The 15,065-nt window shown below is 72.2% G+C and carries 13 protein-coding genes; 5 read left to right on the forward strand and 8 right to left on the reverse strand.

Features of this window, described 5'->3' with window-relative positions; all coding sequences use genetic code 11:
- The first annotated feature begins 94 nt into the window (after positions 1 to 94).
- A complete protein-coding gene (locus WMF36_RS10510) occupies positions 95 to 1,114 on the forward strand; it encodes a DUF6599 family protein (protein WP_437579471.1) in 1,020 nt (339 codons plus the stop codon).
- Between the two features lie 79 nt (positions 1,115 to 1,193).
- Here WMF36_RS10510 and WMF36_RS10515 read toward each other — a convergent pair whose 3' ends face one another.
- The 5 genes from WMF36_RS10515 to WMF36_RS10535 all read right to left on the reverse strand — a co-directional run bounded on the left by WMF36_RS10515 (position 1,194) and on the right by WMF36_RS10535 (position 6,464).
- Positions 1,194 to 1,916 carry a peptidylprolyl isomerase gene (locus WMF36_RS10515; protein WP_437579472.1) on the reverse strand — a complete coding sequence of 241 codons (723 nt, stop codon included), beginning with the start codon at positions 1,914 to 1,916 and terminating at the stop codon, positions 1,194 to 1,196.
- A 51-nt stretch (positions 1,917 to 1,967) separates the two neighbouring features.
- Positions 1,968 to 2,816 carry a MaoC/PaaZ C-terminal domain-containing protein gene (locus tag WMF36_RS10520; protein ID WP_437579473.1) on the reverse strand — a complete coding sequence of 283 codons (849 nt, stop codon included), beginning with the start codon at positions 2,814 to 2,816 and terminating at the stop codon, positions 1,968 to 1,970.
- Between the two features lie 121 nt (positions 2,817 to 2,937).
- On the reverse strand, positions 2,938 to 3,783 hold the full coding sequence (locus WMF36_RS10525; protein WP_437579474.1) for a hypothetical protein: 846 nt from the start codon (positions 3,781 to 3,783) through the stop codon (positions 2,938 to 2,940).
- A gap of 4 nt (positions 3,784 to 3,787) precedes the next feature.
- Positions 3,788 to 6,049, reverse strand: coding sequence for a protein kinase domain-containing protein (locus WMF36_RS10530; protein WP_437579475.1), 2,262 nt, complete (start codon positions 6,047 to 6,049; stop codon positions 3,788 to 3,790).
- A 112-nt stretch (positions 6,050 to 6,161) separates the two neighbouring features.
- On the reverse strand, positions 6,162 to 6,464 hold the full coding sequence (locus WMF36_RS10535; RefSeq protein WP_437579476.1) for a hypothetical protein: 303 nt from the start codon (positions 6,462 to 6,464) through the stop codon (positions 6,162 to 6,164).
- Between WMF36_RS10535 and WMF36_RS10540 the strand changes: the two genes are divergently transcribed.
- Both WMF36_RS10540 and scpB read left to right on the forward strand, forming a co-directional pair.
- Positions 6,451 to 7,848, forward strand: a complete 1,398-nt coding sequence (locus WMF36_RS10540; protein ID WP_437579477.1) for a segregation/condensation protein A — start codon at positions 6,451 to 6,453, stop codon at positions 7,846 to 7,848. The genes WMF36_RS10535 and WMF36_RS10540 overlap by 14 nt on opposite strands.
- The gene (scpB, locus tag WMF36_RS10545) at positions 7,835 to 9,619 is read left to right on the forward strand and encodes an SMC-Scp complex subunit ScpB (RefSeq protein ID WP_437579478.1); all 1,785 of its coding nucleotides are present in this window, start codon (positions 7,835 to 7,837) and stop codon (positions 9,617 to 9,619) included. The genes WMF36_RS10540 and scpB overlap by 14 nt, the downstream gene beginning before the upstream one ends.
- A 42-nt stretch (positions 9,620 to 9,661) precedes the next feature.
- On the opposite strand, the gene WMF36_RS10550 is transcribed toward scpB, so the two are convergent.
- Positions 9,662 to 10,006 carry a helix-turn-helix domain-containing protein gene (locus tag WMF36_RS10550; protein ID WP_437579479.1) on the reverse strand — a complete coding sequence of 115 codons (345 nt, stop codon included), beginning with the start codon at positions 10,004 to 10,006 and terminating at the stop codon, positions 9,662 to 9,664.
- Between the two features lie 77 nt (positions 10,007 to 10,083).
- On the opposite strand from WMF36_RS10550, the gene WMF36_RS10555 reads away from it, so the two are divergent.
- Together WMF36_RS10555 and WMF36_RS10560 are read left to right on the forward strand one after the other, a co-directional pair.
- Complete coding sequence (locus WMF36_RS10555) at positions 10,084 to 11,676, forward strand: lamin tail domain-containing protein (protein ID WP_437579480.1); 1,593 nt, start codon at positions 10,084 to 10,086, stop codon at positions 11,674 to 11,676.
- Between the two features lie 200 nt (positions 11,677 to 11,876).
- The gene (locus WMF36_RS10560) at positions 11,877 to 12,503 is read left to right on the forward strand and encodes a helix-turn-helix domain-containing protein (RefSeq protein ID WP_437581887.1); all 627 of its coding nucleotides are present in this window, start codon (positions 11,877 to 11,879) and stop codon (positions 12,501 to 12,503) included.
- A 251-nt stretch (positions 12,504 to 12,754) separates the two neighbouring features.
- Here the strand turns inward: WMF36_RS10560 and WMF36_RS10565 are convergent, their stop codons facing one another.
- The gene (locus WMF36_RS10565) at positions 12,755 to 14,119 is read right to left on the reverse strand and encodes a TldD/PmbA family protein (protein ID WP_437579481.1); all 1,365 of its coding nucleotides are present in this window, start codon (positions 14,117 to 14,119) and stop codon (positions 12,755 to 12,757) included.
- 135 nt (positions 14,120 to 14,254) lie between these two features.
- A complete protein-coding gene (locus WMF36_RS10570) occupies positions 14,255 to 15,007 on the reverse strand; it encodes a hypothetical protein (protein WP_437579482.1) in 753 nt (250 codons plus the stop codon).
- Between the last annotated feature and the right edge of the window lie 58 nt (positions 15,008 to 15,065).

Raw genomic sequence — 15,065 nt, forward strand, 5'->3', positions numbered from 1 at the left:
CAGGCCCCGGCGCTTCCGCGCGGGGAGGTGCGCGCTGCTCGCGGGCGCGCTCGCCGCCGCGCTGTCTGCGGGCTGCAGCAAGAAGGAGGAGCCCATGGGCGCACCTCCGCCTCCGCCGCCGGCCGCCAAGCCGGCGGCGTGCGCCGGGGGAGGCGGGACGATCGGCGACGCGGCGAGCGCGCCGTTCTTCCCGCGCATGACGGGCGGGTTCTGCCTCGACCCGAACGGCGCCGAGAAGACGTTCGGCGAATCGGCGACTCTGCCGCTCGACAGCATCTGCGACATGTTCGACGGGGAGTGCGAGATCTACAAGGGATTCGGCGTGCGGCGGGTGGTCGAGGCGCGGTATGTGAGCGGCGCCGGGGGCTCGGCGACCGTCGATGTGCACCTCTCGAAGTTCGGGTCCACCGAGGGCGCCTACGGGATGTTCACGAAGCGCATCGTGGGCGACGGCGACCCCGCCGACGAGGCGACGCCGCGCCAGATCGACGGCGGCGGCGCGGCCGCGATGGGGGTCGGGAACTCGTACCTCTGGCGCGGGCAGTACCTGGCCGAGATCACGTACAACGACGAGGCGCTGGCCGAGGCGGCGCTCAAGTCGTCGAGCGAGAAGGTCCTGCCCGGGCTCGTGAAGGAGATGGGCTCGAAGCTGCCCGGCGAGCCGTCGCTGCCGCCGGCGGCGGCGGCGCTCCCCAAGGACAACATGATCCCGCTCGGGATCCGCTACGAGACCAAGGACGTGCTCGGGATCGGCGGCGCGGGGCCCGGCGCGTTCGGCTACTACACGGAGGTCGACAAGCGCTACCGGGTGGTCGCGATCGTGCGCGACGACGTCGATCAGGCCAAGGACGTGCTGTCGACGCTGGCGAAGCTGCCGGGCGCCGCCCGGGAGAAGGGCATCGGCGACGGCTCGGTGCGCCTCATGCACAAGGAAGGCGAGGGCCCCGCCACCGAGTGGATCTTCGCCCGCGCCGACAAGACCGTCTACGGGGTCGGCGACGAGGCCCGCGTGCTCCGCAGCGGCATGACGGCCGACGAGCACGCCAAGCTGACGCTGCCCAAGGAAGAGAAGTCGGCGAGGCTGAAGAAGTTCGTCACCGCGCCGGCGCGCTGAGCGCCGCGGCGCGGTTGGAGAACAGAGCGCCCCGGGGGCCTGCGGCGCTATCGGCGCCGCGAGCCGGGGCGCCGCGCGCTCACTGCGTGCGGAGGATGACGTGGAAGCCGAACGGCGTCTCGACGAGCTCGCTCACCTGGCCGACCTTGATCTTCTCGAGGCCCACCTGGAACTCCGGGACCATCGCGCCCTTCGGGAACTTGCCGAGGTCGCCGCCGCGCTTGTCGGCGCCCGGCTCGTCCGAGTACTCCTTCACGATGTCCGTGAACTTGCTCGGGTCGGCCTTGGCCTTCGTCATGGCCTCGGTCGCGCGGGCCTTCGCCTCGTCCTTCGTGCGCGTGACGGTCGGGGGCGCGCGGCGGCTCCCCGTGTACATCACGAGCAGGTGCTTCGCGCCGAACATCTCCCGGGGCGCCTGCGCTGACTGCGCCGGGCGGGGCTGCGCCTGCGCGGGCGCGGGCGAGGGAGACGCGGCGACCGCGTGCGCGTGATCGTCCGGCTCCGGGGCGACAGGAGCCGCTAGGCGAGCGAGCGGCGTCTTGTTGAACATGCCGAAGAAGCCGAGGAGCCCGATCAGCACGAGCGCGCTGAGCACCGCGTGCGGCGCCCACCAGGACGGATCTTCCGCGACGACGCCGTCGTCCTCCGCGTCGTCGTCGTCGTCGTGAGCGTGGCCGCGACCGCGGACCGCGGTGGCCTTCGTTTCTTCCTCCTCCCCGTCGTCGTTGCTTTCGTCGGTCGACTCGTCCTCGTCGAGGTCCTCGTCGTCCTTGGCCCTGTCCTTCTCGGTCGTCTTGCTCATATCGCTTCCCTGATCCGGGCCTCGCCACTTAGCACGCGGCCGCGCCGGCCGTCAGCCGATCTCCGCCCACGCGCTCGTGAGCACGGGATCAGGGCGATCCTTGACGGCGGTGACCACCGCGACCTTGCCGCCGTCGAGCGCGTAGCCCCGCGTGATGAGGGTGTCGCCGGGCCACACCGGCTTGCGGAACTGCGCGCCGTAGGCCCGCAGCCGGCTCGCATCGCCGCCCGCCGCCTTCTGGATGATCGCGCGCGCCGCGAAGCCGTACGTGCAGAGGCCGTGCAGGATGGGGCCCTGCGTGAAGCCCGCCTTTGCCGCGACCTCCGGGTCGGCGTGGAGCGGGTTCTCGTCGCCCGAGAGCCGGTACAGCAGCGCTTGTTCGGGCGCGGTCGCCTGCTCGACCACCCAGTCGGGCTCGCGGTCCTTCGGCACCGGGGCCGGAGGCTCGCTGTGCGGCGGGCGCGGCCCGCCGAAGCCGCCGACGCCGCGGGCGATGATCGACCACACCGTGTCGAAGAGCGGCTCATCGTCGAGCGTCGTCTTCGTCGCGACGATCAGCTGCGCGAACTTCTTGAGATCGTAGATGGCCGTCAGGGTGGCGGTCGTGAGCAGCGTTCCGCTGGTCGGGAGCGGCCGGTGCACGCGGAGCGTCTGACCGCCGTGGACGATGAGCGGCAGCTCGGCCCCGGCCACCTCGAGCGCCTCGAACACGGCGTTCTGCGTGGGGATGACGCCGAACGTGGGGTAGACCTTCATGCCTCCCGGCGCGCCCTCGTAGAGGTACTCGAGCTCCTCGCGCCGGGCGCCGATGCCGAGCGCATACGTGGCCAGGGTCTTCCAGTTGACGGTGAAGGCGCTGGGCTGGGTCGTGTGGCCGACCTTCGAGAGATTCAGCGGCATCGGGGGCTCCTCGCTGGATGAGAACGGCCGAGGAGGCGTACAGACCTGGCGATGTCGCGTCAACTGCCGGCCGCCGGGCGATCACGGGCATGCCCGCCGGGTGATCGCGCGGGCAGCGGGATCAGAGCGCCACGCGGTACGCGATGAGGACTCCGATGTTGAACATGTCGACGCGCTCGGAGAGCGAGGCGCGATCGCCGGTCGGCGAGACCTTGCGCTGCTCCGGGAGGAACCAGCTCGAGTAGCGGAGGTGGCTCCCGACGCTCCAGTTCTCGGCGAAGGCCCAGTCGCCGCCGATCGCGAGCCCCGCGGCGACCCCTTCGGTGCCGATCGTCGCCGCCCTCGGGCCGACGTAGGCCGTGTCCGAGTAGGGGTTGCGATCGGCCTCGACCGACCAGGAGTCGTTGACGACGACGCCGCCGAGCGTCGCGCCGACCCACCACTCCGTCTTGAGCGTGCGGAGGGCGTAGTAACGGAACACCCCATCGAGCATGAAGTAGCGGCGCGAGTGATCGCGCTCGAGGCTGCGCGCGCCGCGCGCGGCGTCGGTGCTCAGCGTCGCCGCCCAGAAGATGCCCGCGCCGAAGCCGATGTCGCCCCAGCGGAAGAGATTGTGGATGCCGAAGGAGACGCTCGTCTCGCCCTGCTCGCACGTGTCGGGGAACAGCGAGACCGGGCAGACGTCGGCGCCGGGGAGCGTCATCACGCCGCCGCTCACCTCCACCATGGTGTAGGGGCGATCTCGCTCGCGCGCGGCGGCGGCGCGGCGGGCGGCCCTGCTCTCGTCGGCGCGCCCCGGGGCCGCGAGCAGGAGCAGGGCGAGCGCGGCGCCGCACGCTGCGCCCGCGGCGCCGCGCTTCGGTCGGGCGCTCTCTCGGCGCGGCGGTGCCGCTCGGTCGCCCTCCCCAGCGCGGACGTGGGTGGGCGCTCGCGATGTCGGGTACCAACCGCCTGGATTCACCTTCATTGAATTATAGCCAAGGACCTGTGGACGAGGGGAGCGGCGACGTGGCGTCCGTGGGCAGCGGCGGCGGCGAGGGGGGCAAGACCGGCGCGGGCGTGTCGCTGGCCGGCGGCGAGGCGGCGCCTGTTTTGGCGGGCGCGCCTGAGCCCCTCGGCGCCGGCGGCGGGGCCGGCGCGCCCCGGGGACCCGGCGCCGGCGGCTGGCCGGGGGGCGCGCCGCGGTCCTCGGCCGGCGGGGGCCGGCGCGGCGGCGGCCTGCGGTCGGGGCCTGCGGTCGGGCGCCCGGTGCTCTGCGGGGCGACCTGGGGGGTCGGCTCTGGGGTGGCGGCCGGCGGGCGGTCCGTGAGCTCGGCGACGAGGTGCTGGGCCGTGGTGAGCTCCGGATGCAGCTCGATCGCGAGCCTGGCCAGGCGGATGGCGCCGGCCCTGTCCCCGGCGTACTTCCGCCCGAGGGCGTCGGCGACGATGCGCTCGGACGACTCGCGGCGGAGCTCGACGAGCCGCGCGTCCCTGGGCCACCGCGCGAGCGCCTGCGAGACGATGTCCCTCACGTTCTCGCCGGGCGGGGTGTCCCACGCGTGCCTGCCCATGCAGTCGCGCGCGCGCTCGACGTGTCCTTCCAGGGAGTCGCGCGCGGCCGGCCCCCCGAAGGCGCCGAGGTGCCGCCCGCCGAGGAACGCGACGAACCCCACCGCGCCGGCGCACGCGAGGAGAGCGGTGGCGCGGGCGATCATCGCGCGGCGGGGGAGCGGCGGCGCCGCGGACGCGACGCCCTGCATGGTCGACGGGGCGGGCGCGGAGTCGCGCAGGGGGTCGATGCCGAGGCCGACCGGCGTCCGCGCGGGCTCGTCCGCCGCGCTGCTGAAGTCCGCCGCGCTGCTGAAGGAGGAGCGCTCGACGCCGCTCGATCGGGGCGACGAGGCGCGGTCCGCGTCGCTCACGGAGGAGAGCTCGACGCCGCTCGATCGGGGCGACGAGGACCGCTCTGCGTCGCTCACGGAGGATCGATCCTCCGCGTGGCGAGGCGACGGAGGGTCTCCGTAGAGCGCTGCCGCGCTCCCCGGGAGGAGCGGATCGAGGTCGCTGACGTGGGCGCTCTCCAGCGTGGGCGCGGCGATGCCTCCGATCTGGGCGGCGAGGGCGGGGGAGAGGTCGAGCGACTTGGTGCGCGACTTCGAGGCCAGCTTCATGACCGCGCTGGCGCGCAGGAGCCCCGGCTGGGCGGCGATCTCGTCGGGGTCGAGGCCGCTCGCGCGCACGGCGAGGGCGAGGTCGCGGCCCAGGGCGCGCGCGTCGGGGGCGCGCTCCGATGGCTTCTTGGCGAGGTTCTGCATCACGAGCTGCGCGATGGGCGCGGGCACGTAGCTCGAGCGCGCGATGCTGCGCAGATCCGCCGGCGGGGCGTGCGTGTGCTGGACGAGCAGCGCGACGGGGGAGTCGCCCTCGAACGGGGCGCGCCCGGCGAGGCACTGGTAGAGCATCGTCGCGATGGAGTAGACGTCCGCCGGCGGGCCGACCCGCTGCCCCTCGGCGCCTTCGGGCGAGATGTACTTGGCGGTGCCGAAGATGAGCCCGGCCTGGGTGGTCATCGCCTTGTCGGCCCAGTCGAGGCGGGCGATGCCGAAGTCGAGCACCTTCACGTAATCCGGGTCCTCGCCGCGGCGGACGAGCATGATGTTCTCGGGCTTGAGATCCCGGTGGACGATGCCCTGCGCGTGCGCCTCGCCGACCGCGTCGCAGACCTGGAGGATGATGTGGAGCGCCCTCGGGAGCGGGAGCGCCTCGCTCTCGCCCGCGGTCCCGGCGGCGGCGAGCGCGGAGAGCAGCGAGAGGCCGTCGAGGTGCTCCATGACGAGGTAGAGCTCGCCGCCGATCCGGGCGTCGGTCGTGGCGGGGATGCTCCCGGTCATGAGCACCTGGACGACGTTCGGGTGGACGAGCCGGCTCGCGATCTTGGCCTCGCAGTGGAAGCGGCTCACGAGCTCGGCGTTGCTGCTGAGCTCGCGGTGGAGGACCTTCACGGCCACGTCGCGCTCGATCCCTGCCTGGAAGGCGCGGTAGACGCGGCCCATCGAGCCGATGCCGATGAGGTGGCGGATCTGGATCTGCCCGCCGAGCGTGAGGCTCACGTAGGGGTCGCGCTCGGCGGCGCTGAACGAGGCGCTCTTGCGCGAGCTCGCGAGCGGGGTGCCGTCGAGCGGGCAATAGAGCACGCCCGCGTCGTAGCGTTCACCGCACGAGGGGCAGCTCTTCGCGGGGGACGGCTTCATCGACCGCGCTGATCCTAGCACCGCTCCCGCCATAAATTCTCGCACGGAGCGGCGTTTTGGCGCGTCGCGCCGCCCGGGGGCGCTCGGGCGTGGACCGACCGGCGCCTTGCGATTACGGTCGCGGCGTGAGCGGTTCCAAGGCGGGCGCGGCAAGGGCGCGCAGCGGCAAAGGGCGCGGCAACGCGGGCGCCACCCCTGCGCCCGCCGCCCGCCAGGGCGCCGCCTCGGCCCGCGACGCCGCCTCGCGGGCCGCCGACGCCGCCTCGCCGGTCCGCGAGGCGGCGGCCGACGCGGGGCCGCGGGAGGGCGAGTACGTCGTCACGCTCCCCTCGTTCGAGGGGCCGCTCGACCTGCTGCTGCACCTCATCCAGCAGCACGAGCTCGACATCCTCGACATCCCCGTGAGCTTCGTCACGGAAAAGTACCTCGAGTACCTGAAGGTCATGGGCTCGCTGTCGATCGACCTTTCGAGCGAGTATCTCGTGATGGCGGCGACGCTGGTGCACATCAAGTCGAAGATGCTGCTGCCGAGCGTGCCTGCGGGGCAGGACGACGACGGGATGCCGGGCGAGGAGGAGGATCCGCGGGCGGAGCTCGTCCGTCGGCTGCTGGAGTACCAGAAGTACAAGGTCGCCGCGGCCGAGCTGACCGAGCGCGGCACGCTGGGGCGCGATGTGTTCACGCGCGGCATGAGCGAGAGCGAGGTGCCCCAGGGCCCGGCTCCGTTCACGTCGACGCCGATCTTCAGCCTGCTGGACGCCTTCGAGCGGGTGCTGAAGCGGACGAACGTCCAGATCGATCACGAGGTCGTCTTCGATCGCATCAGCATCACGGATCGCATGGTGGAGCTCACGGAGAAGCTCTCGGCGCGGCGGTCGATGCGCTTCGAGGATCTGCTGCTCGACAGCGTGTCGAAGGGGGGAGTCATCCCGCGCTTCGAGCTGGTCATCACGTTCCTGGCCGTGCTCGAGATGTGCAAGCTGAGGCTCATCCGGGTCCACCAGACGGACACGCTGGCGTCGATCTACATCCAGCTCTCGGCGGCGGATGGCGCGCCAGCGGTAGATTTCGAGCTCGAGGACGGGGCGCCGGTGGTGGAGCGGATCGAGACGGCCGGGGGGGAAGAGGCAGGAGCGCCGCCTGCTGCCGGCGAGGGCGGCGTGGCGGAGCCCGCGGAGGTGGAGGGCGGCGAGCCGGCATGGCCGGAGGGGGTCGAGCCGATCGAGCCGAGGAGCGGGGAACGGGCGGGAACGGAGCCGGCGGAGGCTGTGGAGGCACCGAGCGGCGAACCGGGGTGGCCCGAGATGGCCGAGCCAGCCGAGGAATCGAGCGGCGAACCGGCAGGGCCGGAGCTCGCCGGGCCGGCGGAGGAGGCGAGTCGCGCACACGACATCGCAGGGGGCGAGCCTGCGACGGAAGCAGAAGCCGGCCCCGCTCTGGAAGCCGAAGCCAGCCCCGCTCTGGAAGCCGAAGCCGGCCCCGCTCTGGAAGCCGAAGCCGGCCCCGCTCTGGAAGCTGAAGCCAGCCCCGCTCTGGAAGCCGAAGCCAGCTCCGCTCTGGAAGCCGAAGCCAGCTCCGCTCTGGAAGCCGAAGCCAGCCCCGCTCTGGAAGCCGAAGCCGGCCCCGCTCTGGAAGCCGAAGCCGGCCCCGCTCTGGAAGCCGAAGCCAGCCCCGCTCTGGAGGAGACGGAGCGCGATGCGCTCGCGGGCCCGAGCGACCTGTCGGCCTCGGAGGACATCGCAGCGCCGCCGACCGAGGTAGATGAGGTGGACGCAGGGAGTGGCCGTGACGGTGGCTGATGCCGTGGCGAAGCGGCGGCGTGTGGCGAAGACGACAGGACAGAGCGCGCCGGCGCAGCTGAGGGCGGCGGCGCACGCGTGGCTCGGCGGAACGAAGCGGTCGCGGGGTGCGAAAAAGGAGCCGCGGGCGCCGAAGACGGCCGGGCAAGGCGCGTCGGCGAGAGGCGGCGCGCAGGGCACGCCGGCGCGGCTGAGGGCGGCGGCGCACGCGTGGCTCGGCGGAACGAAGCGGCCGAGGGGCGCGAAAAAGGAGCCGCGGGCGCCGAAGACGGCCGGGCAGGGCGCGCCGGCGCGGCTGAGGGCGGCGGCGCACGCGTGGCTCGGCGGAACGAAGCGGCCGAGGGGCGCGAAAAAGGAGCCGCGGGCGCCGAAGGCGGCCGGGCAGGGCACGCCGGCGAGAGCGGGCGCGCAGGGCACGCCGGCACGGCTGAGGGCGGCGGCGCACGCGTGGCTCGGCGGAACGAAGCGGCCGAGGGGCGCGAAAAAGGAGCCGCGAGCGCCGAGGGGGGCACGACAGGATCCGGCCGCTCGCCTCCGCGCCGGCGCCTGGGCCCAGCTCGGCCATCCGGCGCGCCGCACCGATGTTCCTGCCCGGAGCGTGACCTCGGCGCCTGCGCCCGGTCTCTCTGCGGTCGCGCGCAAGCACCTGAAGGGAGTGCTGGAGGCGCTCATCTTCGTGGCGGAGCGACCGGTGCCGGCCCGCGAGCTCGCGCGCTCGGCGAACGCAGAGCACCGCGTCGTGCGCGAGCTGCTGGCCGAGCTCGTCGCGGAGTACGACGGGCGGGGATTCCGCCTGGACGAGGTCGCCGGAGGGTACGTCTTCCGGACGAGCCCTGCATTTGCGCCCTTCGTTCGCGAGGTGACCGATCAGAAGCCGGTCAAGATGTCTCGCGCCCAGACCGAGGCGCTCGCGATCGTGGCTTACCGGCAGCCGATCACGCGGCCCGAGATCGATGAGATCCGCGGCGTCGATTCCGGCGCGGCGCTCAAGTCGCTCCTGGAGCGTGATCTCGTGAGGATCCTCGGCAAGAAGGACGAGCCCGGTCGCCCGATGCTGTACGGCACGACGGCGCAGTTCCTCGAGTTCTTCGGCCTCAAGGCGCTCGGCGAGCTGCCGACGCTGCGCGAGTTCACCGAGCTGACCGACGAGTCGCGCCGCACCTACGAGCGCGAGCTCGGCGAGGAGCCGCCGGAGGTGGCGGTGGCGACAGCGGGACACGAGAGCTTCGCCGGCGCGGAGGGATCGATCCGGACGACCGTCACCAGCGCGGGGGAGGACCTACCGGAGGACGTCGGCGTGTCGCCTACTGCGCCGCGGGAGGGAGATGTCGCGATGGAAGCGATGGAAAACGAGGTGCGTGAGGAGCGCTCGGTCGTCGGGGCGGATGCCGGGGCTGGCGAGAAGGACGCTGTCCGGCACGGCAACGATGTCGAGGAGGATGCGCTGCGCGACGAAGAGGACGAGGACGACGACGACGAGGACGAGGACGACGAGGACGACGAGGACGACGAGGACGAAGAGGGCGACGAGGACGAAGAGGGCGAGGACGCCGAAGACAAGGACGAAGAGGGCGAGGACGCCGAAGACAAGGACGAAGAGGGCGAGGACGCCGCCGCCGCCGACGACGAGGACGAGGACGAGGACGAGGACGAGGACGAGGACGAGGACGAGGACGAGGACGAGGACGAGGACGAGGACGAGGACGAGGACGCCGACGACGAGGACGACGAGGACGAGGACGAGGACGACGAGGACGACGAGGACGACTGAATCGTCATCTCTTGCTGGTCCTCAGGCGCATCGGCCCGTCGCTCACGACGGTGGAGCGTCCGTCGGGTCCGGATAGGCTTCGGCCAGCTTTATCGCGGCGCTCCTCAGCTCGGGGTGGGAGAGGAGCTTGCGGAAGAGCCGCCAGAGCTCGGGGTCGGAGAGCAGCTGGAGCGGCGAGGCGGTCGCCTGCTTCCTCTTCTTGCGGGGGATCGCCTCCGGACCTTTGCTCCGCAGCTCCTCCATCCTCCCGACGAAGCGCTTCGTTGGAAAGAGGTCGCCGTGCTCCCAGGCGAGCACCGTCTCCTGCTCGATGCCCAGCGCTCCGGCGAGCTCGCGGGCCGTGCAGCCAAGCTCCTGCCGGAGCTTCTTGATGTCCTCGGGGGCCATGCGAGGCGAGGGTAGCGGCCTCGAAAAAAAAAGCGACGCCGAGCAACCGGCGGCGAGCTCCCGCCGAACTCCGCGTCATGACCCAGCACCCCCCGACGCGCCCCTCGTGCACCCCCCGCGCTCTCCGCGCCCTGCCCCTCGCGCTCGCGCCGCTTGTGGCCTCGCCCCTGTCCTGCGCGCCGGAGCTCGCGGCTCCCCCTCGCTTCGAGGAAGCGGAACCCGAGACCGCCGACCCCGCAGACGCAGCCCCCGAGCTCCAGATCGAGCCCGAAGCGCCGCTGCATGCAGCGCCTCCGGTGCTGCGGCTGCGGGTGCGCCTCCCGGGCGCCTCTCTCGAGGGCGTCGATCCCGCGCGTGCGCTGGTCCTCCGCGGCAAGATCGGCGCGGCGCACCTCCGGCAGATAGAGCAAGGCGAGCTGTCAAAGGCGCTCTCGGAGCGCGTCGTCCCGTCGATCGCCTGGCTGAACGGGACGCCCCCGGGCGAGCTCTCGCTGACCGTCGCCCCGCTCGCCCCGCTCGCGCCCGGCGAGACCTACGCCGTCGCGAGCGGCAGCCCTGTCTTCTCGCACACCATCGAGATCGCGACGGAAGGCTCACCGCCGGTGCTCCCGCGGCTCTGGCCGCCGCCCGGCGTCGGGGCGAGCCTTGGCCTCGGCGTGTGGTGCGGCGATACGCCCCTCCCGGAGACGGTCGCCGCGGTGACCCTCGAGCCGAGCGGGACGGCGGGCGAGCTGCGCCGCGGCGCCGTCGACGACATCGGCGCGCGTTGCCTGCGCTTCGAGGGGGATCCGCTCCCCACGGCGCCAGGCGAAGCGGACGAGCTGCGTCTCGTGGGGCCGCCCGTCGCGTTCCCGGGCGAGCCGGCGGCCGTGAGCCTCGACCCCCGTCCGTTTGCGCTGGAATCGGAGCCCCTCCCCGCCGTGGCGGCGGCGTGCGCGCTGGACGAAGTGCCTCTGGGGCCGGGTTGCGCTCAGATCGCCGATGATCGGATCCGCGTCCGTTCGCCGGATGGGCCGCTGCTCTGGGCGATCGCGGGCGAGGGGCTGGACGAAGTCCTCGCCCTGGCGCCGGGCGAGCCGTTCGTCCTCGCCCCCTTGCCGCCCCTCACGCCCGTGGAGCTCGCCATTGCCACCGTCGATAACGCCGGGCGCGTGGAGCGACGGACGTTCTCAGCCATGACGCTCGCGCCCATGCCGCACGTGATCATCAACGAGGTGCTGGCAAATCCCGTCGGGCCGGAGCCGGGACAGGAGTGGGTCGAGCTCTACAATGACGGTGGGGTCCCAGCTGAGCTTACAGGGTATGTCCTTGCCGATGTGGGCGGAGCGACCGAATTCCCCTCTATTTCGCTGGAGCCCGGCGCGTACGCGCTGGTCGTCAACGAGGGATTCGTCTCCGATGATGAGCTCGATCCTCCGGCTCCTCCCGACACGCTCCTGCTCCGTGTGCCAAGACTTGGTAGCCATGGGCTGTCCAACTCGGGAGAACCGCTCAAATTGATGGATGGAGGAGGTGCAGTCTTGTCCAGGTCGCCCGCCACGCCCGAGCCGAAAGCGGGGATGAGCCTGGCCCGCGTCGGGCCCCGCGCTCCCGACGGTTCGGCTGGCTCTTTCATGACCAGCTGGCCGACACCCGGTCGCGTGAACATAATGAACCAGGAGATCCCCTGAAGGATGGGGAGTTTGCCTCCGTACAGGGCAAACTCTCCGAGGGGCCGAGAAAATTCGAGCAAAGCGGGTGACGGACCCGTCTATGAGAGCTAGGTTTCAATCGAGTAGACAGACGGGTGGGGGGGGCCGCCACCTGAGGAGACGCTGCCGCGCTGTGAACGCGAGCTGTGCGGCAGGTGCCTTTCGCGTGGAGTTCGGCGATGGCTGGTGTTCGTGAAAAGCTGTTGACGGCATCGGACCTCGCAGCCTTGTGCGAGGTCGACTTGAAGACAATCCATAACTGGGTAGATCGAGGGAGGATTGCCCATTTTCGTACGCCAGGGAGACACTTGCGCTTCAAGGCGGCAGATGTGGCTGAGTTCCTCCGTGCATGGGGCTATTCGGTGCCCCGGGAGCTCGCCAAGGCGACCTCCAAGTCGATGATGGCCATCGGGACCAAGGACACGATGGCCCACGTGGCGCGATCCCTGGGGGAAGGCGTGCCCATCCGGCACGCGAGCCACCCGTACGACGCGCTGATCTTCGCGGGGGCGGACCCCGCGGACGTGTACATCGTCGACGTTCGGGCGGTGTCCAGCGACGTGGACGTCACGTCTCTCTTCGAGGCGCTCCACCGAGCGAACTCCCAGGGGACGTTCGTCGCCTTGTCGGACGAGCCGATCAATCTGCCCTCGTTCGTGGGCAGGATCGGCCGCAACGACGCGCAGCAGCTGAAGGCGTTCCTGATGCCCGAAGCGGCCGCGCAGCCCGGAGCGCCGCTCCAGGCGGCCGGCGGGGCCTCGGAAGAGCCGCCGCGGAGCCTGGTCGCAGGCGGGTCCTCGCGCTGAGCGAGGGCCCCGGCCGTCCTACGCCAGCAGGAGAGGCTCGGCGAGGACGGCCGCGGCCGGGGATAGGTGACCCGCCAAAGGACGCAGCACTGCAGAGCGACCCGCTGAGGACAGAATCCCCCCCTCCCGCAGCACAACCCGGGGCCGGTTGAGGGGTCGCTCGCAACCCCGCTGTTGAGTCCGCTCCTGCGCTTTCTGGATGAGCTGGAAACGAAGAGCTCGAGGAGCGCGGCTCCTCGAACGGAAGCGGCTCAGCTTCCGGCGATGGTCATGGCCGAGACCCGGAAGGTCGGAGATGACGTCGCCGTCCGGAGATCCAGGTCGCTTCCGACGGCGTCGATCCGCTGCAAGAGCTCGTCGAGGTTCAGCGAGATCGTGACCTCGCTAACTGGGTAAGATATCTCACCATTTTCGATCCAGAAGCCGGAGGCACCCCGGGAGAAGTCGCCGGTCACGGCGTTGAAGCCGAAGCCCATCATCTCGGTGACGTACAGCCCGCGCGGCGTGGAGCGCACGATCTCGTCCGCCGGCGTGGAGGTGGGCTGCAGGATGAAGTTCGAGGTGGAGGGGCCCACGCCGCCGCCGCCGCCGCGCGAGGCGCTGCCGGTCGAGGGGCGCTTGAGCTTCCGGGCGCTGTAGCTGTCGCAGAGATAGGTCTTCAGGATGCCTTGCTCGACCACGACGTTGCGCCTGGCCAGGAGGCCCTCGCCGTCGAACGGACGCGAGCCGGGAGCGCGCGGGATCAGGGGATCGTCGACGACCGTGATGAGATCGCTGGCGACGCGCGTCCCCTCGCGGCCGACGAGGTAGCTCGACTTGCGCCAGACCGAGCTGCCCATGATGCAGCTGCCGAGCAGCCCGAGCATCGAGCGGGCGACGTCCGGGTCGAAGACGACGGGCGCCTCGCAGGTCGCCACCTTGCGGGCGCCGAGCTTGCGCAGCGTCCGGCGGGCTGCCTCGCGGCCGACGGCGTCCGGGGCGTCCAGGTCCGCGAGGTGGCGCCGGCCGGTGAAGTAGAAGCCGCGGCGCTTCTTGTCGCCGTTGTCGTCGGCGATCGGAGAGACGACGAGCTGCGCGTACGAGCCGGCGATGCCGCCGCGGAACCCGCCGGACAGGACGAGGGCGTAGGCGCCCGCGCTCCGCGAGAACGTCGCGCCCTCGCTGTTCGTGATGCGGGGGTCGGCGTCGCGCGCGGCCTGCTCGCCCCGGCGCGCGATGTCGATGGCCTGCGCGGCCGTGACCTCGCCGCCCGAGGGATCATAGAGATCGAGCGCGGGGAAGTTGCCCTTGGCGATGAGCTCCGGATCGGCGGGGCCGGCGAACTCGTCCTCCTGCGAGATGTCGGCGAGCTCCAGCGCGTCCGCGACGAACCGATCGATGCCGCGGGGCGTGAGGTCGGAGGTCGAGGTCAGCGCGACGCGCTGCTTCTTGATGATCCGCATGCCGAGGCCCTTGTGGACGGCCTCCTCGACGAGCTCGGGCTCGCCGAGGCGCACCTTGGTGGTGAGCTCGGAGCCGGAGCGGGCGATCGCCTCCGCGACGTCGGCGCCGCCTTTCCTGGCGCGGGTCACCACCTGCTCGGCCAGCTCCGTCAGTTCTGCGATCTGCTGATCCATGCGGGCTCGTTCGGACATGGGGCGACAGGGTGGTGGAGCGCGGTGGCTCCGTCAACGCGGTGACGCGGCCGGCCGCGCCACCGCTGTGGCTCCGTCGACGCGGTGACGCGGCCGGCCGCGCCCGCGGGATGCGTCTCAGCCCGGCCGGTTGGAGCGGCCGCCCTTGCCGAGGCCGAGCCGGCGCTGCGGGCGCATCGAGGCAGGCCGGGGCGGATCGACCGCGGGCGCCGGCTCGCTCCGGACGGCGCGGGGGCTCGGGCCGAGGGGGGGCTCGGCCTTCTGCCCGCCGCCCGGCGGCTCGCGCCGGAGGAGGGCGCTCACGGTGACCGCGAATCCGGCGGCGAGCATGGTGTGCATCCAGAGGAGCGCGTAGCCGAGCGGACCGCCGGCGACCGGGTGGACGCCGAAGTCGCCCTCGACCTGCCGGTAGGTGCCGTCGATCCCGAGGCGCCGGGACAGGGCGACAACGGCGATCAGGGCGATCGCGAGCGGCGCGCCGGCGAAGATGGCCAGCGCACGGACCGATCGCTGCGCGGTCGGCCTGCCGCCGGCGCTCGCGGCGAAGCGCTGCGCGGCGGCGAACCCGGCGGGCACCGAGGCGACGTCGAGGAGGAGCAGCACGAGGTCGACGGCGGACGGGATCCGGCGGGTGTCGACGAGGTACGCGAAGCTCCAGTCGGGCGCGAAGACGAGGAAGTAGGCGCAGACCGGGGCGAAGACGAGGACGGCGAACAGGAAGACGAGGGCGAGCGGCCGATCGCGCGGACCGGGCGCGAGCCGAGCCTCCGCCGCGCGCCGCGCGCCTGGGCGGTGAGGGGCTGCAGCGCTGAACCAGGCGAGCAGCGCGCCGAGAGCAAAGCCGACGAGGGGAGCGACGAAGGCGGGCACGCGGCGCGGAAAGTAGTCCTGTCGCCCCCTCTTGCGCAAAGAGACTGGAAGATTTTAG

Origin of the sequence: Sorangium sp. So ce887, assembly GCF_051521455.1 — a bacterium.
Taxonomy (GTDB): domain Bacteria; phylum Myxococcota_A; class Polyangia; order Polyangiales; family Polyangiaceae; genus Sorangium.